This is a genomic window from Haladaptatus sp. HS23, from assembly GCF_056892285.1.
In genome coordinates this window covers 496,593-517,496 of the sequence record NZ_JBXGLH010000001.1, presented here as the reverse complement: position 1 = coordinate 517,496, position 20,904 = coordinate 496,593, and the positions used below count along the sequence as shown (strand labels likewise).

Here is a 20,904-nt window from a genome sequence, read left to right as displayed (position 1 = left end):
ACAACGTGGCGCGCGCTGGCGGGGCGACGCGGCCACTCTCAGCCGCGTCGCCTCAGTGAAGTCGTGCGAGGGATGACGAAGGGAGCCAGCGACCGAAGGAATCGGCTGGGGAGGGAGTGGCTGTCGCGGTGCGGTTTCATCGACGTCTGTACTTGGGCTCACAGCAATACCGACCACGAGTCAGAGAGCAACTAAAGTCAGAAAACGAACGGGGACTTTCGAGCAAGCCATCCCCAAAAGTGACCGACAGCGGCGGCACGTAGAACCTCACGTAGCAAACTCGGAACCGAACGAAAACGATGCGAAAACACAGTCCATATTCGTCACATCCGCTACTTCGTGTTCGTCACATCCGCCGGTACATCCCGCGCGAAGCGGGTGCGGTGTACTCGAAGCCGAACTGCTCGTAAAAGCCCTCCACGTCGGCCATGAGGTTGACGTAGGCTCCTTCGGGTGCGGTCTCCTCCAAGTACTCCATCAACCGCTCCATCATACGGGACCCAAGCCCCTGCCGCTGGTGGTCGGGGTGGACCGCCATGTCCCCGATTTGGTAGACGGACCCGCCGTCGCCGATGATGCGGGCCATGCCGACGACATCGTCGGTTTCGTCGTCCACGACGGTCACGCCGAACACCGAGTTCGGCAATCCTCGTTCGACGGCTTCCACGCTTCGCGGTGCCATGTCGGCGGCGTCGCGGAGGGCGACGAACTCTTCGGGGGTCGGCAGTTCGTCACGGACTTCGTAGCTCATGAAAAAATCTCGTCGGGACAGGGATTAACCCTGTCCCTTCCGACCGATACCGTCGATTCCATTCTCCGCTTCCGTCTCCTGCTTTTCGTCCGTGGCTGTCGTCGCTCAGGCCGCCAACTCCTCGGCGACCGCACTCGCATCGAGGAGGTTCGGGTCCACGATGAGGTCGGCCTGACTGCGGGCGAATTCGGGGATGGAATCCTCGTCGTAGACGACGACGCGAACGTCCGGGTTCACGTCCTTCGCGACCGCGATCGCCGTTGCCTGTCCGACGTCCGTGAGGACGAACAGGTCGGCGTCGTGGATGGCCGCGTCTTCGAGCGCGGGGCGGGAGGCGACACCGTCGACAGTCGTCAATTCGACGCCCTCCGATTCGAGGGCGCGACCGAGTTCTCCGTCGTCCGGACCTGCGATGACTGCGCGCATCACTCGTACTCGATGGTCGCCGGAGGTTTATGTGTCACGTCGTAGACGACGCGGGCGACGTTCTCGTTCTGGCCGGTGATGCGCGATTGAATGCGCTGGAGCGTGTCCCAGTCGAGTTCCTGTGCGCGGGCGGTCATGCCGTCGCGCGACTCGACCGACCGCACCGCGACGATCCAGCCGTGAACGCGGTTGTCACCTTTGACGCCGGTTCCCTTGCCGACGACGGCGGCGAACGCCTGCCACGGGTCGTACTCCTCCAGTTCCTCCTCCACGACGTGGCACGCCTCGCGCGCGACCTGCGCCTTCTCGGGCGTGACTTCGCCGACGACGCGGACGGCCAGTCCCGGACCGGGGAACGGCATGCGTTCGGCGATTATCTCCTCCATGCCGAGCGCGCGAGCGACCTCGCGCACCTCGTCCTTGTAGAGGTCGCGGACGGGTTCCACGATGCCGTCGAAGTCCACCACGTCCGGCAGGCCGCCGACGTTGTGGTGGGACTTGATGCCGCCCTCGCTCTCGATTCGGTCGGGGTAAATCGTCCCCTGCACGAGGTAGTCGGCGTCCGTGACGCGCGCCTCGCGCTCGAACTCGCGGATGAACTGCTCGCCGATGACCTTCCGCTTCTCCTCGGGGTCGATGACGCCCGACAGCGCGTCGAAGAACCGGTCTTCGGCTTCCACGACCTCCAACGAACTCATGTAGGAGAACGTCTTGCGAATCTGGTCGGTCTCGCCCTTGCGCATCAGCCCGGTATCGACGTAAACCGGCGTGAGTTGGTCGCCGATGGCCTTGTACGCGAGTCCGGCGGCGACGGACGAATCGACGCCGCCCGACAGCGCGATGATTGCGTGCGAGTCACCGACCGCTTCTCGAATCTCTGCGACTGCCTCTTCAATGAATTTACCAGTGTCTACCATCAGGCTTCTACCTCCTCTCGCGTCTCCGCTTCGTCGAGGACCGCATCGAGGAGGCCGACGAACGGCGGACTCGCGCGGTCGGGTCGGGAGCGGAACTCCGGATGGAACTGCGTCCCGAAGAAGTACGGGTGGTCGTCCAATTCGAGGATTTCCATCCGGTTCCCGGCGCGACCGGAGAAGACGAGGTCCTCGCCTTCGAAGTCCTCGAAGTATTCGGGGTTCACCTCGTAGCGGTGGCGGTGGCGCTCCGTGCAACTCGTCGCGCCGTACACCCGCTCCGCGAGGGTTCCTGATTCGATGTCGGTCTCGTGTGCACCGAGGCGCATCGTTCCGCCCATGTCCTCGACCTCGTACTGTTCGGGGAGGATGTCGATGACGGGGTGTGCCGTGTTCGCGTCGAGTTCGGCGGAGTTCGCACCGTCCAATCCGAGGACGTTCCGGGCGTACTCCACGACGGCCATCTGGAAGCCGAGACAGAGGCCGAGGAACGGAACGTCGTTCTCGCGGGCGTAGCGGATGGCCTCGACTTTGCCCTCGGTTCCGCGACTGCCGAACCCGCCGGGGACGACGATTCCGTCGGCCTCCTTGAGACGCTCCTCGTGGTCGTCGTCCATCTCGTCCGCGTCCACCCAGAGGACGTTGACGTCGACGTTCTTCTCCAATCCGGCGTGTTTGAGCGCCTCGTGGATGGACATGTAGGCGTCCTCGAGCGCGTACTTGCCGACGAGCGCGATATCGACTTCGCCCTCGGTTTCCCGCGTGACGAGTTCGCGCCACGCGGTGCTTCGCTCGTCGCTCGGAACCGCCTGCTCCGTCAGGGAGAGTTGCTCCATGACGTACTCGTCCAGGCCCTCTTCCTCGACGACGAGCGGGACGTGGTAGATGTCCTCCACGTCAGGGTTCGAGAACACGGCGTCGGTCGGCACGTCGCAGAACAGCGCGATTTTCTCCTTCGTCTTCGGTTCGAGTCCGTCGCTACAGCGCCCGACGAGCACGTCGGGTTGCAGGCCGATGCTCCGGAGTTCCTTCACGCTGTGCTGGGTCGGCTTCGTCTTCTGTTCGCCGTTTTTCGAGTGCGGGACGAGCGTGACGTGGGTCAAGAGGAAATCGTCGTCGTCCTGTTCCGTGGCGAACTGGCGCAGCGCTTCGAGGAACGGCATGCTCTCGATGTCGCCCACGGTGCCGCCCACTTCGACGATACACACGTCGTGGCCCTCGGCGGCCTCGCGGATGCGGCGCTTGATTTCGTCCGTGATGTGCGGGATGATCTGGACCGTCTTGCCCAGATAATCCCCGGCGCGTTCCTTCTCGATGACGTACTGGTAGGCCTTGCCGGTCGTGATGTTGTGGTCGAAGGTCATGTCGATGTCGAGGAACCGTTCGTAGTTCCCCAAGTCGAGGTCGACCTCGCCACCGTCTTTCAGTACGTACACTTCACCATGCTGATAGGGATTCATCGTCCCCGCGTCCACGTTCAGATACGGGTCGATTTTCACGGCGGTCACGTCGAACCCGGCATTTGCGAGCAGTCGCCCAGTGCTCGCGGCGGTAATGCCTTTGCCAAGTCCGGACATGACGCCCCCTGTGACGAAAATGAACTTCTTCCCCATCTCGGGGTCGTAGTTTGTCTCGGGGTCAGTCGGCATACTGACTTTCCGCAACCGTTCTTCAAAACCATTTCGGAGGCGTCGTCGTTCGACAGGATGTGGCATATGTTGGATACTTCGAAGTTCGACCTTGAGATGAATCCGAGTTCGAAAAAACGGAAGTGGAGATGACGGTAAAAGCCCCGCCAGCGTGCGCCACTACGGACCGTTCGAATGCGCGAAGTCGAATCGACACCTTCGGCGCGTACGCCGGTAGGCCCGAGGCCATCGCGGCCGAGGGGCGATTGGTTATCACGCGAGGGATGAGTGAAGTGAGGAACGAACGAAGCGAATCGGTTGGGGAGGGTGTGGCTGATGCGGTGGCGGTGCGGTCGTGTGACGTCTGTGCTCGTCGTCTTGGGGAAAGCAGGACCAGTGTGTCGAGAGCACGAGGCCTTTCAAAGCGATTCGACCAGAAACTCACCGAGTCGTCCCGCCACCTTCTGTTCCTGTCCGATGAAGAAGTGGTCCGCGCTGAACTCCTCGGTTTCGAAGCCCAGTTCTCGCGCGCGCTCGACCAGCGGTTTCCACTCCGCGGTGTCGTCGCGCGTGCCGTAGAGGACCTTCAGCGGAACGTCCACATCGTCGAGCGCGGCGGCGGCGTCCAAGTCGTCCGCGAGTCGGGACGCGGGCGCGAGGAGGCCGATGGCGGCCGCGTTCTCGTCCACGCCCGCGAGGGTCGCTATCGCGCCGCCGAAACTGAAGCCGAAGATGCCGACCGAATCGTATCGCTCGCGCGCCCAGCGGAGCGCGTTGCGCGCGTCCTCTCGTTCGCCGTAGCCCTCGTCCCAATCGCCGTAATCGAAGCGCAGGCAGGCCACGCCGCGTTCCGTGAGGTAGTCGGAGAGCGCGACTAGCCTGTTGTCGTTTCGGTTGCCGTTGAACTGCGGATGGGGTGGACAGGCGATAACGATGGTCTCTGTCCCGTCTTCGGGTTCGTCCAGCGACGCACGGACGTCGCGCGCGCCGGGGACGACGACTTCGTTCAACACCATGCGGGCGTGTTAGCTTGGTGAGGATTTTAAGGGTCGGGTTCTGAATATAGAAGTATGGGAGTACTTTCACGCATGTCGTACGTCGTCCGCTCGAAGATAAACGCCGTCCTCAATCGGGCAGAGGACCCGACCGAGACGCTCGATTACTCCTACGAGCAGATGCGCGACGAGTTGCAGGACGTAAAGCAGGGTATCGCGGACCTCACGACGCAGAAGAAACGCCTCGAAATCCAGAAGCGACGCCTCGAGGAGAACGTGGAAAAGCACAACCAGCAAGCGCGGCAGGCGGTCAAGCAGGACCGCGAGGATTTGGCCCGGCAGGCGCTGGAGAAGAAAAAGCAGAAAATGAACCAAATCGAGGATTTGGAGGGCCAAATCGCGCAACTCCAGAACACGCAGGATAACCTCGTCCAGAAGAAGGACGAACTCCAGAACCGTATCGAGGAGTTCCGCACGAAGAAGGAGAGCATGAAGGCCCGTTACGAGGCCGCCGAGGCCAACAGCCGTGTCTCGGAAGCGATGACCGGCGTCGGCGACGAGATGCAAGACGTCGGGATGGCCATCGAGCGCGCCGAGGAGAGGACACAGGACATGGAAGCCCGTGCGGAAGCGATGGACGAACTGCAGGACACCGGCGCGTTCGAGGATGCGCTTTCGGATAAAAGCAGCCTCGACCGCGAACTCGAAGAGATGCAGTCGTCGGGCGAGGTGGATTCGGAACTGGAGACGCTGAAGGCCGACATGGGCATGGAGGACGAACCCGAGGAGGAAACGACGTCCAGCGACGACGATATCGACCTCTCGGACCTCGAAGCCGACGTGGCGGCCGAGGAGACGGAAACTGAGACGGAAACCGAGACGGAAACCGAGCAGACCACCGAGGAGAACAACTCGTAGCTACCTCCACCGAAACCGATTTGTAACGGTCTCCGAGGAAACCGACCGTCCTTCCCTCCGGCAAGAACGACCGGATTCGGCAAGTGTCTATTTCACACTACTTGCTCTCCATTTCCGTATGAGTGATTCCGACGGGAGCGCGCAACCCGGGGATACGATGCGCGAACGAGCCAACGAAAGTCGGCTCAAGTTGTGGATTTTAATGGAAGCGAACCGGTGGTTCGTCGCGGGAGCTATCCTGCTCGCCGTTTTCGTGTCGTTGCTCGTTCTCGGCGTTCTCGACCCGTCGCCGCTCCAACAGTATATCGGACCGAGCGACGACGCGGTGGACACTGTGTTTCAGGGCTTCGTCGGCGCGATTATCACGGGCGTCACCCTCGTCGTGACGCTCAACCAACTCGTCCTTTCGCAGGAACTCGGCCCGGTCGGCGACCAGCGAAGCCGGATGGAGGGTGCGATGGAGTTCCGGCGGGAAATCGAAGACGCGCTCGACGTTCCGACCGCACCGCCGGAACCGGCGTCGTTCATGCAGGCACTCCTCGACGAGACCAAATCGCGGGCGAACACGCTCGCCGACGCGGTGGAGTCGAGTCGGGACGAGGAGCTAAAGGACGAGATTCGAAGCTACGTCGATGGACTGACCGGCAACGCGAACGAGGTGAGCGACTCGCTCGAAGACACGCAGTTCGGGACGTTCGACGTGCTCTCTGCCATCCTCAACTTCAACTACTCGTGGAAAATCTTCCTCGCGCGGAAGATCCGCAACGAACACGCGGACGACCTCACCGACGAAGCGGACGAGGCGTTCGACGACATCATCGAATCGCTGACCTACTTCGGCCCCTCGCGCGAACATCTCAAAACGCTCTACTTCCAGTGGGAGTTCGTCAACCTCTCGCGGGCCATGCTGTACACGGCGGTTCCCGCGCTCGTCGTCACCATCTCGATGATAATCTACTTCGACGCGAAGGCGATTCCGGGTTCCACCTTCGGCATCAGCAACGACGTGCTGACCGTGAGTCTGGCCTCCACGATTGCAATCGTCCCGTTCATCATCCTGTTAGCCTACATCCTCAGGATTTCGACGGTGGCGAAGCGGACGCTTTCGATCGGGCCGTTCATCCTGCGGGAGACGAAGCGCAGCGACGAGTTGGACTGAGTTCGGTAGATTTGCCATCTTCTCAAAAGGAATCGTTAATCATCCACAACGCGATATAGTCGGTACAATGGCCCGTCATTCACGATTTTCGAAGGGTACCAAAGCGGGTGTTCTCGGGGCGATACTGGGTATCGCCCTTTCGCTCGATCTCATGTTCGTCCCATTCGGAACGAGCGAAGTATGCACTTCGAGCGGGGGTTGTAGCGTCGTTCGGGGACCGTCCGGAATCGACTACGTCCTCGGCGTGAATGGGGCCGACCCAGCCCTCTTTTTCATTTCACTGTTCATCCTCGTCTTCGCCCTCATCGGCGGCTATGGCGCATGGAACGAGAACCGAGTACTCGTCTGGCTCACCGCCATCGCCCTCCTCGTGCTGACGGTCCTCGGTATCCTTACAATCGGCCTGTTCGTCGCGCCAGTGGCACTGCTCTTCGTGCTCGCCGGGATTTGGCTACGGGACGCTCACGACTCCGAATCATTCGGACGCTCGGTGCCACGTTCGTAATCCGTATCGTTCCACCGAAACCACTGCCGAGTCGGTGCCCGATTCGCGTCCGCTACCCAGCAATTCCGATGAAATCTGTGTCCAATCGAGTATTCCGGCAGAATCGGCGAACGGTAACCGAGTCGCCTCAGTCCAAGAACGCGAGTTCGGTACTCTTCTCCTCGCGCTCAGCTTCCAAGTGCTTGCGAAACTCCGAAAGCGACACGTCCTTCTCCTCGCGCTCCTTGCGGTCGCGGACCGAAATCGTTCCCGCCTCCTCCTCGTCGCCGCCGACGACGATCATGTACGGCACGCGGTCGTCGTGGGCCTGCTGAATCTTGCGTCCGACGGTCCACGAGCGGTCTTCGACCTCGACGCGGAAGTCGTCGAGTTCGTTCGCCACGCGGTGGGCGTAGCCGAGGTTGTCGTCGCTGACGGGCAGGACGCGGACCTGCTCGGGCGAGAGCCAGAGCGGGAACTTGCCGTCGAAGTGCTCGATGAGCACCATGAAGAAGCGCTCGTAGCTACCGTACAGCGCGCGGTGAATCATGACCGGGCGCTCCTCTTCGTTGTCCTCGGTGACGTAGCTCAGGTCGAAGCGCTCGGGCATGTTGAAGTCGAGTTGGACCGTCGGGCCGTCCCAGACGCGCCCGAGGGCGTCCTCGAAGCCGAAGTCGATTTTGGGGCCGTAGAACGCGCCATCCCCCGCCTCGATGTCGTAGTCCATGCCGGAGGATTCGAGGACGGAACGGAGTTGCTCTTCGGCGTGCTCCCAGAGTTCGTCGCTGCCGACGGACTTCTCGGGGCGGGTGGCGAGCGCGACTTCCACGTCCAAGTCGAACGTCTCGATGACCTCGAAGATGAGGTCCATGACCTTCCGAATCTCGCGCTCTATCTGGTCGGGCCGGACGAACAGGTGGCCGTCGTCGATGGTGAACGACCAGACACGCGAGAGGCCGGAGAGTTCGCCGCGCTGTTCCTTGCGATACACCTTGCCGTTCTCGAAGTAGCGAATCGGCAGGTCGCGGTAACTCCAACTGTGCTGGTCGAAGATGGTCGCGTGGCCGGGGCAGTTCATCGGCTTCAGGCCGTACTCCTCGTCGTTCACGTCGAGGAGGAACATGTCGTCCACGTAGTTGTCGTAGTGGCCGGACTTCTTCCAGAGTTCCGTGCGGAACAAGTGCGGCGTCTCCACCTCGTCGTAGCCCGCACCGCGGTTGAGTTCACCGGCGTAGTCGGAGAGTTCGCGCAGGATGGTCTTTCCGTTGGGATGGTAGAGCGGCAGGCCCGGCCCCGTCGTCTCGTCGATGGAGAACAGGTCCAGTTCCTTGCCGAGTTTGCGGTGGTCGCGCTCTTCGGCCTCTTCGACCCGTTCGAGGTACTGTTCGAGGCCCTTCTCGGTCGGGAACGCCGTCCCGTACACGCGCGTCAGCGTGTCGTTCTCCTCGTCGCCGCGCCAGTAGGCCGCCGAGGTTTCGAGCAGCGTGAAGCCGCCGACTTCGCCGGTCGAGGAGACGTGCGGTCCCTTACACAGGTCGGCGAACTCGCCCTGTTCGTAGAAGGAAATCGGGTCCTCGTCCGCCGCTTCGGTGTCGAGGATGTCCTGTTTGTACTCGTTGTCCTCGTAGAAGTCGAAGGCCTCCTCGCGCGACTTCTCGGTGCGCTCGATGTCGAGGTCCTCCTCGATGATGTCGTGTGCCTCGGCCTCGATTTCGGCGAGGTCGTCGCTGTCCAGTTCGACGCCCGCGATGTCGTAGTAAAACCCCTCGTCGGTCCACGGGCCGATGGTGAGTTTCGCTTCGGGGTGGAGTCGCTTCAGCGCCTGCGCGAAGACGTGGGCCGCGGAGTGACGGAGGACGCTCAGGTACTCGTCGCTCTGGTCGGTGACGATGACGAGTCGGCAGTCCTCGGACAGCGGCGTCGCCTTGTCCACGAGTTCGCCGTCCACGACTCCTGCCACCGTGTCCTTGCCTAGTCCCGGGCCGATTTCGTACGCCACGTCCTCCACGGTCGCGCCTTCCTCCATGTCGAGTTCGGCGCCGTCCGGGAGCGTGACAACGATATCGCTCATGCGGTTGGGTACGCGCCACGCGCCAGATAAGTGTGTTGAGACGGCGCGAGGAACGGCGATGGACGGCGGTTCGATATCCGGTTCACCGGCGGGTTTACTACCTCGAAAAACGCTATCGATAGTCGGAAATGGAAATCGCAATCGTCCTCTTCGAGGGATTCGACGAGTTGGACGCCATCGGCCCGTACGAAGTGTTCGAGAACGCGGGCGACGCCGGTGCGGACCTCACGGTTTCGCTCTGTACGCTCGCGGAAACGAAACGAATCACCGCGAGCCACGGCCTCCGCGTCGAACCGGACGCGACGCTGGACGAGCGCTCGCCCGACCTCGTCGTCGTCCCCGGCGGCGGATGGAACGACCGGAGCGAAGCGGGAGCGCGGGCGGAAGCGGAGCGTGGCGACCTACCCGACGCATTAGCGACGCTCTACGAACAGGGAGCGATGGTCGCGGCGGTCTGTACCGGCGGAATGGTGCTTTCACGCGCCGGACTGCTCGACGGCCGCCCAGCGGTCACGCACGCCGGAGCCGTGCCTGACCTCCGCGATTCGGCGGCGCGGGTCGTGGACGCTCGCGTCGTGGACGACGGCGATATTCTGACCGCTGGCGGTGTCTCGTCCGGTATCGACCTCGCGTTTTACGTCGTCGAGCGCGAGTTTGGCGCGGAAATCGCCCGTACGGTCGGCGAGGAGATGGAGTACGACCCCAGCGACGACGTTCACGCGACCGACGGTCGATGAACGAGCGTCGGACGTTCGGCGGATAACCTGATAGTGGTGACAGTCGAATGAACCCTATGCGCAAATCACCGAAACCGAAGGACGTGGACAAACCGGTGTTCAACGTGGACGACCAGAAGGTCGGCATCGTGACCGACGTCCGGGACGGGGTCGCCTACGTGGACCCGCACCCCAGCCTCCTCGACGAGTACAAGATGCTCCTCGGGTGGAAGGACGACGCGAAGGACATCTACCCGCTTCCGCACAGCGCCATCCACGGCATAACGGACAAGGAGGTCCGGCTACGGACCCACGATACCGAACACGAGAAAAAGGAAGAACCATAAATATAGAATATCTGATAGTCACGTCGAAAATCCACAGTCTCAAGTCGTGTGGGTGTGTGCCATGACTATCGATGCGCGTTCAGACCCTCGGCGATGGAACGCCTGACCTCGCCGTCGTCGCCTGCCTGCACGGAAACGAGCGCTGTGGCAAAACGGCCATCGAGCGCGTGCTGGCGGAAGATCCCACCTTTTCCCGTCCGGTTCGGTTTGCCATCGCTAACGAGGAAGCCATCGCGGAGAACGTTCGGTTCATCGACGAGGATTTGAACCGTGCGTTTCCGGGCGACTCCGAGGGAGAAACGCACGAATCCCGGCTCGCGGCGGAACTCCTCCCCGAGATTCGTGACTGCGGCGTTCTCGACTTGCACTCGACGAAGTCACATCCGGAGGCGTTCGCGCTCCTCGCGCGGATGAACGACCGGACGAAACGGATAGCACGGGCGACGGGCGTGGGCAGGGTCGTAGACATCAGCTACGTCGTCGGTGGTCTCATCGACTACGTGGACGGCGTGGCGGTCGAATGCGGCCTTCGTGGAACGGAGCGCGCCGAACGAAACGCCGAGCGAGTCCTGCGGAACTTCCTCGGCGAAACCGGGGCAATCGACACGCTCTCGGACAGCGGGGACCCCGAACTGTATCGCGTCTTCGACGCCGTGAAAGGGGGCGACTACGAGTTCGTCGGCGAGAACTTCGTCCGCGTCGAGGAGGGCGAGGTGTTCGCCAGAGAGGGGGGCACGGGCGGAGACGAACTCCGCGCCGACAGAGCGTTCTATCCCGTCCTGATGTCCACCGACGGCTACGAGGATATGATCGGATTTCGGGCGGAGCGGGTCGGAACGCTGGAGCGTTGACGACCTACCGTTTTCGAACGCCGGTCCCGGTGCGTCCGGTTTCGAGGTCGATGACGCCGTTCGGCATCGGGACGCCCTCGTACTCGTCCTCGGCAAGCAGGAGCGAGCCGTCCAAATCGGCGTAGTCGAGCAGGGGAACGAGGTGGCACGCCGCCGCGATGCTGGCGTTGCTCTCGACCATACACCCGAGCATGAGTTCCAAGCCGTGGGCGTTCGCGGCGTGAATCATACGCATCGCTTCGCGGAGGCCGCCGCACTTCATCAGTTTCAGGTTGGCGATGTCGGCCTTGCCCGCGATTTTCGGGATGTCCTCCAGCGTGACGCAGGACTCGTCGGCCGCGATGGGGAGCGCGGCGCGTTCGCGGACGAAGGCCATTCCTTCCGGGTTCTCGGCGGGAACCGGTTGTTCGACGAACTCCACGCCGAAGTCGGCGAGCGCGTCGATTTTTCGCACCGCCTCGCGCGGACTCCATGCCTGATTCGCGTCCACGCGAATCGTCGCGTCGGGCGCTTCCTCCCGAATCGCGCCGACGATTTCCTCGTCGCGGTCGGTTCCGACCTTCACCTTCAGCGTGCCGTATCCGGCTTCGACGGCCTCCCGCGTCTTCTCGGCCATCACGTCGGTCGGGTCGATGCCGATGGTGAACGACGTTTCGAGCGTCTCGCTCCCGTCGAGTCCCCAGTAACGATACAGCGGCAGTCCGGTGCGCTTCGCCACGAGGTCGTGGAGCGCGATGCTCACCGCACAGCGCGCCGCCGGGTTGCGGTTCACCGTTTCGCGCATCCCCCGCTCGATTCGGTCGAGCGCGTGGGGGTCGTCCACCCGCTCGACCACGGCGAGGAGGCCCGGCATGACGGCTTCGACCGTAGCCGCCGTTTCGCCGTAGTGCTCCGAGGGGGCGGCCCCGCCGATACCGACGTTCCCGTCGTCGTCTTCGATTTTCACGACGACGTTTTCCGCGGCGGTTTGCGTTCCCCGCGAAATGGTAAACGCGTGTTCGAGCGGGAGCGAAATTCGCTCGAACTCGGTCGTGAGACTCACAGAATCGCCTCCAACACGGCGTCGGCGTCGAATCGAACGAGGTCGGCCGCGGGCGCTCCGAGCGCGGATTCGTACTCGGCGATCGCCGCGCGGGCGTCCTCGTCGTCATCGATGCCGGACGTGTTGATGGCTCCGGCGACGATTTCTGTCCCGTGCACCGGTCGGGCGAGGCCCTCGTAGAGCGAGACGTACTCCGAAATCGGCGGCAGGGAAACGGACTCGTAGCCGTGGATGACCTCCTTTCCGGCCTCGTGGCAGAGGACGAGTTCGTCCGGCATGGAACCGTGGAGAATCCCGCACGTCACGGCTGAGTAGGCCGGATGGACGATGCTTCCTTGGCCCTCGACGAACAGGTAGTCGTACTCGTCGCCGCGTTCCAAAATCATCTCCTCGACGGCCCCCGCGGTGAAGTCGCTCACCACGCGGTCGATGGGGTTGCCCCACCCGTCTATCATGATTCCCGTCTGTCCGGTCGGGATGAAGCCGACGCTCTCGCCGCGGTCACGGGCCGCCTGCACGAGTTCGAGCGTCGCGGTCATCTTGCCGACCGAACAGTCCGTCCCGACGGTGAGGACGATTTCCGCGTCCACCTCGTCCGCTACCCCTTGGCTGACGGTGAGGTCGTCGTGGGGCTTTCGCACGTCCCAAATCTCACAGCCGTTTTCCTCGGCGAGAGAGACGAACTCCTCGTCGTTTTCGAGGAAGTAGTGGAGGCCCGAAATCACGTCACAGCCCCGTTCGAGCGCGTTTCGGACGTCCGGTCGCCACGACTCGTCGAACCCGCCGCCGATGGGTGCGATGCCGATGACGAGCGCGTCCACGTCGGAAACGTCGTCCATTCCCGCGACTATCGGCGCATCCTGTACGTCCGGAACGTGGTCGGAAACGCGCTCTCCGTCGCGTTCGCGGTCGAGAACTGCGGCGACTTCGTAGTCGGCGTAGCGTAGAATCCCGACCGCCGTCTTCGCACGACCGGGGAACTTCTCGTGTGCCAATATCGAAACCTGCATGCGTGTGCGGTGGTGGCACGGTGGCTTAAAGCCGTCTCTCCCGGTAACGTAGAAGTCGTATCTGGCTGTCGGTTTTCGGGGACGCTGATTCCGCCCCGAGGCGAAGGTTTTTGTCCGTGCTTTCGATAGGCTTTGCATGGTCACAGTGCGGGCACCGGCTACGAGTGCCAATCTGGGGTGTGGGTTCGACGTGTTCGGATTGGCATTGGAACGACCCGCCGACATCGTTCGGGTCGAACGAGCAGCGGAGACGACGATAGAGGTCACGGGCGTTGGCGAACGATACATACCGACCGAACCGGCGAAGAACACCGCGGGCGTCGTCGCTCAGGAACTCGACACGCCCGCACACATTCGAATCAACAAAGGGGTCCGACCCTCGTCGGGACTCGGATCGTCGGCCGCCAGCGCGGCCGCCGCGGCCGTCGCCCTGAACGAACTCTACGACCGCGGACTCACGCGGCGCGAACTCGTTCGCGTCGCGGCGGAGGGCGAGGCCGCCGTCTCGGGCGAAGCCCACGCGGACAACGTCGCGCCCTCGATTCTGGGCGGCTTCACCGTCGTCACGGACGACACCATCACGCAGGTCGATGCGTCGGTTCCGGTCGTCGCCTGCCTGCCGGAAATCGTCGTCTCGACCCGGGACGCGAGACGGGTCGTTCCCCAATCCGTAGAGATCGACGAGTTAGTCGGCACCGTGGGCCACGCCGCGACGCTCACGGCGGGGATGTTCCGCGACGACCCGGAACTCGTCGGGGCGGGCCTCGAAGACGGGTCGGTCACGGGGTCGCGGGCGTCGCTCATCGACGGGTTCGACGCGGTTCGGACCGCCGCGCTCGACGCCGGTGCGACGGGCGTCGCGGTCAGCGGGGCCGGGCCGAGCGTCCTCGCCGTCTGCTACGAGAACGGACAGAGCGCAGTCGCGAGCGCGATGTTGGACGCCTTCTCCGACGTCGACGTGGACGCACGCGCCTATCCGACCGCAATCGGGGGCGGCGCGACGATAGAAGAGCGGTGAGTCTTCCCGACGAAGCGTAACGACCACGGTTTTCCGCGGAGACGGTTCCGATATGACGAGTAGTGACCGCTGTCCCGACTGCGGCGTTTCGCTCGAACCGGTCAAGTTCGGCATGAACGACGCGTGGAAACCGTACGTGAAGACGAGTGAACGACGGGAGGGATTTCTCGGGTCGCTCGGAATGAACGAGAAAAAAGAGGTCGAGACGGGCATGTGCCCCGAATGTGGTCGTCTGCTGTTTCACGCCGACTTGGACTGAGACGGTTCACACCCGAAACAGCCGCGTCGCCCAGAACTCGTAGAAGGCGTCGTCTAACGCGTCCCTCGGTTTTCCGGTCGCGTCCACGGCTTCGGTCACGTCGGCCGCGTCTCGGAACTCGGAGAGGAGCGTCCGCTGGCCGACGACGTAGAGGCGTTCCGCATCGCGGGCGGCTATCTCCTCGTGGCACTTCTCCAGGTGGTCGGCTATCTGCTCGTCCCGAATTCGTTCGAACCGCGCCTGTGAGAACCCCCCTTTCGAGTGGTCCCCCTTCACGTCGCTTTCGAACCCCGTCACGGACAGGCGTTCCCGGCCATCGTACTCGCCGATGGCGAACACGTCGGAACGGACGAGCGCGAACGCGAACCGACCCTCCGGGCGGAACCACGACGATTCGAACTCGAAGCCATCGCTCCACGAAGCGAACGGTTCGGGCAAATGTGGCGGGACGAGCGCGGCGCTGACGAGCCCCGCATCGTCAGTCACGGCCAAACAGGGTGCGGCGCGTGCCACGAGCGACCCGTGGTCCCCGAACGCCTCGCCGACTGCCTCCGGCACGTCCTCGTCCACCATCGCAGTCAACGCGCCTTCCGGTCCCGTTTCGAAGCTTCCGAGACGGGCCAACACCTCGTCCACCCGCTCCCCGTGAAGCGTTTCGGTGCCCCGGAACGCCACCGACTCCTCGTCGTCCCGCAGTCGCTCCACTCGGTCTTCGAGTTCCACGATACGGTTTTCGAAGCTGTTGACCTGTTCCTCGGCGGTTTGACGTTCGGTGACGGCTTCGGCGCGGCGTTCCTCTTCGGCTTCCACCCGCCGTTCGAGGTGGTGATTTTCTTCTTCGAGGGAGTCGATTCGCTCTTTCAACTCGGCGCGCCCGAGCAACTCGTCCAGCATCGACTCGAAGGGCGTGTCCCGGGGTCTTGTAGTTTCGCGTCCGGTCAGAGTTCGTACCGATACGGCGAGGACCGAATCACGGTCACGTCGCCGGTCTGTGCCCGCCGTCCGAGGACGGTCGCGATTTCGTGCGTGCTCTCGAACTCCTCGTGAGCGTCGTCGCTCTCGTCGAGGAGGTGGAGAATCTCCCGTGCCGTCAACGGCTCTCCGGCCCCCCGTTCGGCCACGACCTCCCGAATCCGTTCGAACGCACTCCCCCGAAGTGACATGGTAGTCGTATCGGCCGTCAGGTACTTAAAATTCAGTCAGACAACGACCCCCTAACCGGACGCGACCCGCTTACGCCGGTCGGTCGTGCGGCCCGGAGAAGTCGCGTTCCTTCCGATACTGGTCCACGAATGTCGGAACGTCGAAGTTCAGCATGTCCGCCTCGAACTGGCTCATCGCGTCGTCGTCGTCCGCGTGACTGACGGCGTGTTCCATGAGTTCGACGAGGAGTTCGACGACGACTTCGTGCAGTCGCCGCGAGTCGAAGTCCGTCACCCACACCATCGCGTACCCGAGGTCCGGGTTTTCGGCTACGTCCTCGCTGACGACTTCCTCCGGAAACTCCTCCATGACGACGCCCATGATGTGCAGGGTGCCGAATTCGACGTTCTCGTCCGTCGTGTCGATGGTCTCTTGGAGGATGTCCACGAGAAATTCGGGGACGAAGCGTGACGGCGGGTGGACGTCCATGACGACCGCATGCGATTCGCCACAGTCACAGTCGTACTCGCGCATTCCCATGTCGAGCGTTTCGGTCGGCACCGACTCGCCACAGGGAAGGTCGAGCGTCGCACCGTCTCCTCCCGGTACGCGCGGTTCTGCCATACGCTCCGTTCGTCCCTGACGAGTTTAAACGACGTGATTGCGCTCGGTCGCCCGAAACCGCCACGAATCGGATACGTATCCTTCCCGTAGAGGTAGCGCTCAATAGCAATCCCCCGTTCCTGCCCCCGATACATACCCCTCTTAGCGAGCTATTTGACGGCGGAAAAAATACGGACCTCTATGGCTCAGGCCAGCGGGGTTCCCGACCGACTGCGCCCGATAGACGAACGAATCCTCCGACTGCTCGACGCGGAAGGGATACAGGTCCGAATCGACATCGAGCGCCGACTGTCGCTTTCGAACTGCGTCACCGCGACTCGCTGTCGTTCGCTCGCCGACCGCGACCTCGTTCGAAACTCGAACTGGTGTTGCTATCAGATTACCGAGGAGGGAAAACGGAGTTTGCGGGCGGACCCCTAACGGGTCTGGATTCGACGGCTACGGCCAGTCGTCGCGCACGTCCTCTTCGTTCGCTGCACCTTCGCCGTCGTCGTCGGACGCGAGGTCCCACTCGGCCGCCTCGGCGGCGTCCTCGACGTGGAGGAACTCCCAGTCGTGGTCCTCGGCGAGTTCGCGGTCCTCGTCGGTGATGCCGACGAAGACGTGGCGGTCGGTGTCGAACTGCGATTTTACGCTGTCGAGGCTCTCGGCACGGCCTTTCGGGCCGGAGAAGAAGTCCTGTCGGATGCGGTTCTTCCGGGTAAAGTTCGTCACCACGTAGGTCGGTTGGTCGGAGATGACGCCGACGTAGCGGGTCCAGCGTCGGGCGTCTTCGAACACCGCTCCGGGACTCGCCAACGCTTTGAGCGCAGACAACTCGAAGGCGAGCGTCATCTCGCCGCTTCCGCTCATGCTCATATCCTTACATCCCGTCGTGCGGGAGAAAACGGCTTCGGTTGTTCGTTCGCGTGGGTGCCGCTTAGGCCACGTCGATTCGGTAGTAGTCGTTGAACACCACGAGCGCGTCCCTGTCGAACTCGTCCGCCAACGCACCGGTCATCTGGACGACTTTCTCATCGCCGTCGAACTCCGCCAACACCTGTTGTGTCTCCTCCGTGAGTTCGTCGAAATGGTACACCTGAACGCCCGCTGGAACGGTTTCGGTGCGGCTGATGATGAGTGCCGCCGTCTCTCCGACCGGTGCAGTCTTCAGACTACTCGTGCTGTTCGAAGCCATTGATATATGTTACCAATTGACTTGGAGCCTATTAAGCGTTGCGGGAACTGTATGAAAAAACATGTTACAATGAGCTACGCGAGAAGCACCCAAAAGTAGCGGTGTATTTGACGAATTCGTCGTCGTCGTAAAGATTCACGTCGTGACAATCGTTATCCGGTGGAATCGACCGCGACAAAAATACCGAACCCCCATCGTTCCGCGCTACGAATCTACTGTTCCTGTGGATGTGCGAGCTTCTCCGGGTCGAAGTCCTTCTCGAGGAGGATTTCCTTCTGGTCGGCACATTCGACTTCGTTGCGGATGAGATCCTTGTACTTGCCCTGCGGGGCGATGTCGCCGATGAGGACGCCGCCGATGAGTTTGCCGTCCTTGAACGAGAGGCGACGCCATTCCGTGTCGCTGTACTTCTCTTCGCACTCGTCGTCGCCTATCGTCGGGAAGCCGAAGGAGAGGAACGGGAAGTCGAAGTGGGTGATGGAGTAGGAGGAGACCCAGCGGAACTCCTCTTCCTCGTCGTCCGCGACCATGTTCTTCGCGGCGATGACGCCCTGCTGTTTCGCGCTGCCCCACGACCCGTTCTGGGCGTACTCGTCCAGAATCACGTCGTAGTACCGCGTGATGTCGCCGGCGGCGTAGATGTCGTCCACGTTCGTCTGCATGTACTGGTCCACGACGACGCCGTTGTCCGTCTTGACGCCGCTCCCCTGCAGGTACTCCGTGTTGAAGTTGAGACCGATGGCGATGCCGACGAAGTCGCTCTCGTACTCGTTGTCGTCGGCGTCGATGGTGGCGACGACGTTGCCGTCGTCGTCCGTTTTGAAGGCGTTGACGCCGCTTTCGAGGACGGTTTCGACGCCCTTCTCTTCGAGGGCCTTGTGAATGATTTCCGCGCCGTCGAGGCTCAGACCGTAGCGCCACCAGCGATTGCCGCGCATGATGTACTTCGCGTCGACGTCCTGTTCGGCACAGATGGCCGCGAGGTCGATACCGAGGAGACCGGCACCGATGACGGTCCCGGTGTCCGCCGCTTCCGCGTGTTCGGCGATGCGACGTGCGTCCTGGAACGTCCAGAAGTGGTGGACGCCGTCGGCGTCGCTGTTGTCGACGGGGAGTTGGGTCGGCGTCCCGCCCGTGGCGACGAGGAGTTTGTCGTAATTGTACGTCCCGCTCGCGTGGGTGTGGACCTCGTGTGCGTCCGCGTCGATGTCGGTGACGAACGTGTTCAGTTCGAGGTCGATATCGCGCTCGTCGTACCATTCGGGTTCGTGAATGGAGATGGGCGCTTCGGGGAGTTTGCCCTTGGCGAACTCCTTGATGAGGATGCGATTATACAGTGCTTCGCCCTCGTCGGTGATGACGGCGATATCGGCGTCGGGTTTTTCCTCGCGGATGGTTTCGGCTGCGGAACTACCCGCGATGCCATCCCCGATGATCACGTACGATTCGCTCATGACTGAGACGTTCTGCGTCGGGGTTAAAGTGGATTGCTATCTCGATATTGCTGTCAAACGCCAACACACCCTAGTCGGGACGTTGAAGGCCGTCGCGTCCCAAACAACGAGCATGAAAATCCGTCAGAACGCGCGCCATTTCGCGTCGAGAAAAGCCCTCGAACTGCCCGTCGTCCGGGACGTAGCGAAGACGGGGTTGGTGAACATGCACACCAAAATCTTCCTGAAGAAGGCCGACGAGGAACACCGGGAGGAACGCCGCGAACACCTCGACGCCTTCTTCGACGCGACGATGGATTCGTACCTCGCCGCGCTTCAGGAGGGTGCGCCGGAAGCGGAGGCCCGCGAAATCACGCACATCCAGTCCAACTTCGACTTCTACAACCACGGCTGGACCGAGATGATGGAGTTCCCGAGCGACGAACTGGAAGAACACTACGAACGCTACGAGACGTTCTTCTCGAAGCACGGCATCACCATCGCCGACCCGTTAGGCGAGTTCGCGCCCACCGAGATGCCGGAAGCGCCATCCACCCCCGAAAAACTGGACGACCCGGTTCACCCGCACGCGGAAGGCGGTTTTGCCGACGACGTGTACGTCCAAGGAGACGACGGCGAAATCCGGGTCGGCGGCCAGGACGAACCCGAGGACGTGGACATCTCGGACGCGGTCGGCGTCGACGAAGGCGAAGCCTGATTCCCGACTTTTCGGCTCAGTCTTCGTCCTCGCCCAATCGAACCATCAGCACCGGCACGTCCGCCCGTCGGGCGACTTTTTCCGTGACGCTCCGTCGAAGCGGGTAGAGGATGCCACGCCGTCCGTGGGTACCCATCACGATGAGGTCGATGTCCTGTTCGTCGGCGTACCGTCGAATCGCACGGTGCGGTTTGCCCTCCGCGATGGACCCCGCCGTCGTGCGGATGTCCTCCCGCTCCGCTCGCTCGATAAGGTCCTCCACCATCGCCTTCGACTCCTTTTCGAACTCCTCGTACATCGCCTCGCGCTTTTCCCCGTCGTCATCCGTCTCGCCCGTATCGACGACTGACACCGTGTAGAGGGCGGCGTCGTACGTCTTCGCGGCGTCGAGGGCGTACGGAATCGCGTTCGCCGCCGCGTTGCTTCCGTCGATGGGGATGAGGATTCGGTCGTACATGACACCGATAACACGCGCCGAACGTGGATAGGGATAGTGGCGATTCCTTTCGTGTCCAAAACGCCGTCACTCCACCGGGTCGATTCCCTCGGCGGCCTCGGCGGATTCGGTCTCCTTTTCGGTCTCGCCACGCCAGCGGTCTATCTCCTCGTCGTACTGCTTCAGTCGGTCGCTCACGCGGTCTTTGAGGTCGTCGTCGTTGACGTTCACCTCGAAGATGTACCGGTTCCCACCCCGAGTGCGCTCCACGTTCGCACTCACCAGTTCGTTGTCGAAGTACGCGGGCGATACCTGCGTCATGACGTGTTTGTACACCGTCTCCTCGACGGTTCGAAGCGCCTTCCGGCCCACCGTGTCGGCCGCACGGGTCGCGTATTCGACGGTGTCTCGTCCCTCCTCGACGGCGTCGTCGATGTCACCTTCCGCGAGTTCGGACACCGTGTCCTCCAACTCCTCGCGCGCCGACCCGGCGTCTTCCGTTGGGGATTTTCCCTTCCTTTCACCCTCCCCGCGTGACGCACTCGCCTTCTCCGCTGTCTTCTCGTTTACGTCCTCTCTCAGTCGCTCGTGCGCTTTCGGACGCCATTCGTTCCAATCGTCGAAATTCTCCCCCTCGATTCCCTCCTCCTCCAGCGCCGTGGTGATTCGCTCGCCGTGTTCCACGATGGCCACCCAATCCCCCGTCTCCTTGAAGCCAGCAATACTCTCCTCCATGTCTCACTCTACGCCGTCGACGGCTATCTACGTTTTCGCCGGGTTCTCT

Annotated in this window: 26 protein-coding genes; 10 read left to right on the top strand and 16 right to left on the bottom strand. The window is 62.6% G+C overall.

Annotated elements, in window-relative coordinates; translation table 11 throughout:
- Nucleotides 1-346 precede the first annotated feature (346 nt).
- From AC1XDK_RS02810 to AC1XDK_RS02790, 5 genes are all read right to left on the bottom strand, one after another.
- The gene (locus tag AC1XDK_RS02810; protein WP_483348248.1) at nucleotides 347-751 is read right to left on the bottom strand and encodes a GNAT family N-acetyltransferase; all 405 of its coding nucleotides are present in this window, start codon (nucleotides 749-751) and stop codon (nucleotides 347-349) included.
- Between the two features lie 105 nt (nucleotides 752-856).
- Complete coding sequence (locus AC1XDK_RS02805; protein ID WP_483348247.1) at nucleotides 857-1,177, bottom strand: DUF7126 family protein; 321 nt, start codon at nucleotides 1,175-1,177, stop codon at nucleotides 857-859.
- Nucleotides 1,177-2,094, bottom strand: coding sequence for a glutamine-hydrolyzing GMP synthase (guaA, locus tag AC1XDK_RS02800; protein WP_483348246.1), 918 nt, complete (start codon nucleotides 2,092-2,094; stop codon nucleotides 1,177-1,179). The genes AC1XDK_RS02805 and guaA overlap by 1 nt, the downstream gene beginning before the upstream one ends.
- Nucleotides 2,094-3,740, bottom strand: a complete 1,647-nt coding sequence (locus tag AC1XDK_RS02795; RefSeq protein ID WP_483348245.1) for a CTP synthase — start codon at nucleotides 3,738-3,740, stop codon at nucleotides 2,094-2,096. The genes guaA and AC1XDK_RS02795 overlap by 1 nt, the downstream gene beginning before the upstream one ends.
- A gap of 398 nt (nucleotides 3,741-4,138) precedes the next feature.
- Entirely contained in the window at nucleotides 4,139-4,735 is a 597-nt protein-coding gene (locus AC1XDK_RS02790) for an alpha/beta hydrolase (protein WP_483348244.1), read from the bottom strand.
- 54 nt (nucleotides 4,736-4,789) lie between these two features.
- Here AC1XDK_RS02790 and AC1XDK_RS02785 point away from each other — a divergent pair, with 54 nt between their 5' ends.
- From AC1XDK_RS02785 to AC1XDK_RS02775, 3 genes are all read left to right on the top strand, one after another.
- Nucleotides 4,790-5,632, top strand: coding sequence for a PspA/IM30 family protein (locus AC1XDK_RS02785; protein ID WP_483348243.1), 843 nt, complete (start codon nucleotides 4,790-4,792; stop codon nucleotides 5,630-5,632).
- A gap of 118 nt (nucleotides 5,633-5,750) precedes the next feature.
- Nucleotides 5,751-6,791 (top strand): DUF7972 family membrane protein, encoded by a 1,041-nt coding sequence (locus AC1XDK_RS02780; protein ID WP_483348242.1) that lies wholly within the window; start codon nucleotides 5,751-5,753, stop codon nucleotides 6,789-6,791.
- Between the two features lie 67 nt (nucleotides 6,792-6,858).
- On the top strand, nucleotides 6,859-7,296 hold the full coding sequence (locus AC1XDK_RS02775; RefSeq protein ID WP_483348241.1) for a hypothetical protein: 438 nt from the start codon (nucleotides 6,859-6,861) through the stop codon (nucleotides 7,294-7,296).
- A gap of 127 nt (nucleotides 7,297-7,423) precedes the next feature.
- Here AC1XDK_RS02775 and thrS read toward each other — a convergent pair whose 3' ends face one another.
- A complete protein-coding gene (thrS, locus tag AC1XDK_RS02770) occupies nucleotides 7,424-9,346 on the bottom strand; it encodes a threonine--tRNA ligase (protein WP_483348240.1) in 1,923 nt (640 codons plus the stop codon).
- A 128-nt stretch (nucleotides 9,347-9,474) separates the two neighbouring features.
- Between thrS and AC1XDK_RS02765 the strand changes: the two genes are divergently transcribed.
- The 3 genes from AC1XDK_RS02765 to AC1XDK_RS02755 all read left to right on the top strand — a co-directional run bounded on the left by AC1XDK_RS02765 (nucleotide 9,475) and on the right by AC1XDK_RS02755 (nucleotide 11,260).
- Complete coding sequence (locus AC1XDK_RS02765; protein ID WP_483348239.1) at nucleotides 9,475-10,083, top strand: DJ-1/PfpI family protein; 609 nt, start codon at nucleotides 9,475-9,477, stop codon at nucleotides 10,081-10,083.
- 47 nt (nucleotides 10,084-10,130) lie between these two features.
- Nucleotides 10,131-10,409, top strand: a complete 279-nt coding sequence (locus tag AC1XDK_RS02760; RefSeq protein ID WP_483348238.1) for a PRC-barrel domain containing protein — start codon at nucleotides 10,131-10,133, stop codon at nucleotides 10,407-10,409.
- A gap of 71 nt (nucleotides 10,410-10,480) precedes the next feature.
- Nucleotides 10,481-11,260, top strand: a complete 780-nt coding sequence (locus AC1XDK_RS02755; RefSeq protein WP_483348237.1) for a M14 family metallopeptidase — start codon at nucleotides 10,481-10,483, stop codon at nucleotides 11,258-11,260.
- 4 nt (nucleotides 11,261-11,264) lie between these two features.
- Here the strand turns inward: AC1XDK_RS02755 and AC1XDK_RS02750 are convergent, their stop codons facing one another.
- On the bottom strand, nucleotides 11,265-12,302 hold the full coding sequence (locus AC1XDK_RS02750; RefSeq protein ID WP_483348236.1) for a dipeptide epimerase: 1,038 nt from the start codon (nucleotides 12,300-12,302) through the stop codon (nucleotides 11,265-11,267).
- Nucleotides 12,299-13,312 carry an N-acetyltransferase DgcN family protein gene (locus tag AC1XDK_RS02745; RefSeq protein WP_483348235.1) on the bottom strand — a complete coding sequence of 338 codons (1,014 nt, stop codon included), beginning with the start codon at nucleotides 13,310-13,312 and terminating at the stop codon, nucleotides 12,299-12,301. Before AC1XDK_RS02745 ends, AC1XDK_RS02750 begins: the two co-directional genes overlap by 4 nt.
- Before the next feature lie 136 nt (nucleotides 13,313-13,448).
- On the opposite strand from AC1XDK_RS02745, the gene AC1XDK_RS02740 reads away from it, so the two are divergent.
- The gene (locus AC1XDK_RS02740) at nucleotides 13,449-14,330 is read left to right on the top strand and encodes a homoserine kinase (protein ID WP_483348234.1); all 882 of its coding nucleotides are present in this window, start codon (nucleotides 13,449-13,451) and stop codon (nucleotides 14,328-14,330) included.
- A 52-nt stretch (nucleotides 14,331-14,382) separates the two neighbouring features.
- On the top strand, nucleotides 14,383-14,589 hold the full coding sequence (locus AC1XDK_RS02735) for a hypothetical protein (protein ID WP_483348233.1): 207 nt from the start codon (nucleotides 14,383-14,385) through the stop codon (nucleotides 14,587-14,589).
- Between the two features lie 6 nt (nucleotides 14,590-14,595).
- Here the strand turns inward: AC1XDK_RS02735 and AC1XDK_RS02730 are convergent, their stop codons facing one another.
- The 3 genes from AC1XDK_RS02730 to AC1XDK_RS02720 all read right to left on the bottom strand — a co-directional run bounded on the left by AC1XDK_RS02730 (nucleotide 14,596) and on the right by AC1XDK_RS02720 (nucleotide 16,356).
- Nucleotides 14,596-15,483, bottom strand: a complete 888-nt coding sequence (locus AC1XDK_RS02730; RefSeq protein WP_483348232.1) for a Vms1/Ankzf1 family peptidyl-tRNA hydrolase — start codon at nucleotides 15,481-15,483, stop codon at nucleotides 14,596-14,598.
- Between the two features lie 44 nt (nucleotides 15,484-15,527).
- Nucleotides 15,528-15,752, bottom strand: a complete 225-nt coding sequence (locus AC1XDK_RS02725) for a hypothetical protein (protein ID WP_483348231.1) — start codon at nucleotides 15,750-15,752, stop codon at nucleotides 15,528-15,530.
- A gap of 70 nt (nucleotides 15,753-15,822) precedes the next feature.
- A complete protein-coding gene (locus tag AC1XDK_RS02720; protein WP_483348230.1) occupies nucleotides 15,823-16,356 on the bottom strand; it encodes a DUF5815 family protein in 534 nt (177 codons plus the stop codon).
- A 180-nt stretch (nucleotides 16,357-16,536) separates the two neighbouring features.
- Between AC1XDK_RS02720 and AC1XDK_RS02715 the strand changes: the two genes are divergently transcribed.
- Nucleotides 16,537-16,776, top strand: a complete 240-nt coding sequence (locus AC1XDK_RS02715) for a hypothetical protein (protein ID WP_483348229.1) — start codon at nucleotides 16,537-16,539, stop codon at nucleotides 16,774-16,776.
- 18 nt (nucleotides 16,777-16,794) lie between these two features.
- Here AC1XDK_RS02715 and AC1XDK_RS02710 read toward each other — a convergent pair whose 3' ends face one another.
- The 3 genes from AC1XDK_RS02710 to AC1XDK_RS02700 form a co-directional block, all read right to left on the bottom strand.
- Nucleotides 16,795-17,208, bottom strand: coding sequence for a DUF7124 domain-containing protein (locus AC1XDK_RS02710; protein ID WP_483348908.1), 414 nt, complete (start codon nucleotides 17,206-17,208; stop codon nucleotides 16,795-16,797).
- Nucleotides 17,209-17,275: 67 nt separating this feature from the next.
- Nucleotides 17,276-17,533: a DUF7979 domain-containing protein gene (locus AC1XDK_RS02705; RefSeq protein WP_483348228.1), complete on the bottom strand. Its 258-nt coding sequence runs from the start codon at nucleotides 17,531-17,533 to the stop codon at nucleotides 17,276-17,278.
- 212 nt (nucleotides 17,534-17,745) lie between these two features.
- On the bottom strand, nucleotides 17,746-18,987 hold the full coding sequence (locus tag AC1XDK_RS02700; RefSeq protein WP_483348227.1) for an NAD(P)/FAD-dependent oxidoreductase: 1,242 nt from the start codon (nucleotides 18,985-18,987) through the stop codon (nucleotides 17,746-17,748).
- A 112-nt stretch (nucleotides 18,988-19,099) separates the two neighbouring features.
- Between AC1XDK_RS02700 and AC1XDK_RS02695 the strand changes: the two genes are divergently transcribed.
- Nucleotides 19,100-19,684: a DUF6149 family protein gene (locus tag AC1XDK_RS02695; protein ID WP_483348907.1), complete on the top strand. Its 585-nt coding sequence runs from the start codon at nucleotides 19,100-19,102 to the stop codon at nucleotides 19,682-19,684.
- A 16-nt stretch (nucleotides 19,685-19,700) separates the two neighbouring features.
- On the opposite strand, the gene AC1XDK_RS02690 is transcribed toward AC1XDK_RS02695, so the two are convergent.
- Nucleotides 19,701-20,141 carry a universal stress protein gene (locus tag AC1XDK_RS02690; protein WP_483348226.1) on the bottom strand — a complete coding sequence of 147 codons (441 nt, stop codon included), beginning with the start codon at nucleotides 20,139-20,141 and terminating at the stop codon, nucleotides 19,701-19,703.
- Between the two features lie 66 nt (nucleotides 20,142-20,207).
- Nucleotides 20,208-20,855 carry a DUF5828 family protein gene (locus AC1XDK_RS02685; protein ID WP_483348225.1) on the bottom strand — a complete coding sequence of 216 codons (648 nt, stop codon included), beginning with the start codon at nucleotides 20,853-20,855 and terminating at the stop codon, nucleotides 20,208-20,210.
- Nucleotides 20,856-20,904 lie beyond the last annotated feature (49 nt).

Excerpts from the sequence above, each read along its gene's own strand:
- AC1XDK_RS02810 (WP_483348248.1), bottom strand. The coding sequence starts at position 751 with ATGAGCTACGAAGTCCGTGACGAACTGCCGACCCCCGAAGAGTTCGTC.
- AC1XDK_RS02805 (WP_483348247.1), bottom strand. The coding sequence starts at position 1,177 with ATGCGCGCAGTCATCGCAGGTCCGGACGACGGAGAACTCGGTCGCGCC.
- guaA (WP_483348246.1), bottom strand. The coding sequence starts at position 2,094 with ATGGTAGACACTGGTAAATTCATTGAAGAGGCAGTCGCAGAGATTCGA.
- AC1XDK_RS02795 (WP_483348245.1), bottom strand. The coding sequence starts at position 3,740 with ATGCCGACTGACCCCGAGACAAACTACGACCCCGAGATGGGGAAGAAG.
- AC1XDK_RS02790 (WP_483348244.1), bottom strand. The coding sequence starts at position 4,735 with ATGGTGTTGAACGAAGTCGTCGTCCCCGGCGCGCGCGACGTCCGTGCG.
- AC1XDK_RS02785 (WP_483348243.1), top strand. The coding sequence starts at position 4,790 with ATGGGAGTACTTTCACGCATGTCGTACGTCGTCCGCTCGAAGATAAAC.
- AC1XDK_RS02780 (WP_483348242.1), top strand. The coding sequence starts at position 5,751 with ATGAGTGATTCCGACGGGAGCGCGCAACCCGGGGATACGATGCGCGAA.
- AC1XDK_RS02775 (WP_483348241.1), top strand. The coding sequence starts at position 6,859 with ATGGCCCGTCATTCACGATTTTCGAAGGGTACCAAAGCGGGTGTTCTC.
- thrS (WP_483348240.1), bottom strand. The coding sequence starts at position 9,346 with ATGAGCGATATCGTTGTCACGCTCCCGGACGGCGCCGAACTCGACATG.
- AC1XDK_RS02765 (WP_483348239.1), top strand. The coding sequence starts at position 9,475 with ATGGAAATCGCAATCGTCCTCTTCGAGGGATTCGACGAGTTGGACGCC.
- AC1XDK_RS02760 (WP_483348238.1), top strand. The coding sequence starts at position 10,131 with ATGAACCCTATGCGCAAATCACCGAAACCGAAGGACGTGGACAAACCG.
- AC1XDK_RS02755 (WP_483348237.1), top strand. The coding sequence starts at position 10,481 with ATGCGCGTTCAGACCCTCGGCGATGGAACGCCTGACCTCGCCGTCGTC.
- AC1XDK_RS02745 (WP_483348235.1), bottom strand. The coding sequence starts at position 13,312 with ATGCAGGTTTCGATATTGGCACACGAGAAGTTCCCCGGTCGTGCGAAG.
- AC1XDK_RS02740 (WP_483348234.1), top strand. The coding sequence starts at position 13,449 with ATGGTCACAGTGCGGGCACCGGCTACGAGTGCCAATCTGGGGTGTGGG.
- AC1XDK_RS02735 (WP_483348233.1), top strand. The coding sequence starts at position 14,383 with ATGACGAGTAGTGACCGCTGTCCCGACTGCGGCGTTTCGCTCGAACCG.
- AC1XDK_RS02730 (WP_483348232.1), bottom strand. The coding sequence starts at position 15,483 with ATGCTGGACGAGTTGCTCGGGCGCGCCGAGTTGAAAGAGCGAATCGAC.
- AC1XDK_RS02725 (WP_483348231.1), bottom strand. The coding sequence starts at position 15,752 with ATGTCACTTCGGGGGAGTGCGTTCGAACGGATTCGGGAGGTCGTGGCC.
- AC1XDK_RS02720 (WP_483348230.1), bottom strand. The coding sequence starts at position 16,356 with ATGGCAGAACCGCGCGTACCGGGAGGAGACGGTGCGACGCTCGACCTT.
- AC1XDK_RS02715 (WP_483348229.1), top strand. The coding sequence starts at position 16,537 with ATGGCTCAGGCCAGCGGGGTTCCCGACCGACTGCGCCCGATAGACGAA.
- AC1XDK_RS02710 (WP_483348908.1), bottom strand. The coding sequence starts at position 17,208 with ATGAGCGGAAGCGGCGAGATGACGCTCGCCTTCGAGTTGTCTGCGCTC.
- AC1XDK_RS02705 (WP_483348228.1), bottom strand. The coding sequence starts at position 17,533 with ATGGCTTCGAACAGCACGAGTAGTCTGAAGACTGCACCGGTCGGAGAG.
- AC1XDK_RS02700 (WP_483348227.1), bottom strand. The coding sequence starts at position 18,987 with ATGAGCGAATCGTACGTGATCATCGGGGATGGCATCGCGGGTAGTTCC.
- AC1XDK_RS02695 (WP_483348907.1), top strand. The coding sequence starts at position 19,100 with ATGAAAATCCGTCAGAACGCGCGCCATTTCGCGTCGAGAAAAGCCCTC.
- AC1XDK_RS02690 (WP_483348226.1), bottom strand. The coding sequence starts at position 20,141 with ATGTACGACCGAATCCTCATCCCCATCGACGGAAGCAACGCGGCGGCG.
- AC1XDK_RS02685 (WP_483348225.1), bottom strand. The coding sequence starts at position 20,855 with ATGGAGGAGAGTATTGCTGGCTTCAAGGAGACGGGGGATTGGGTGGCC.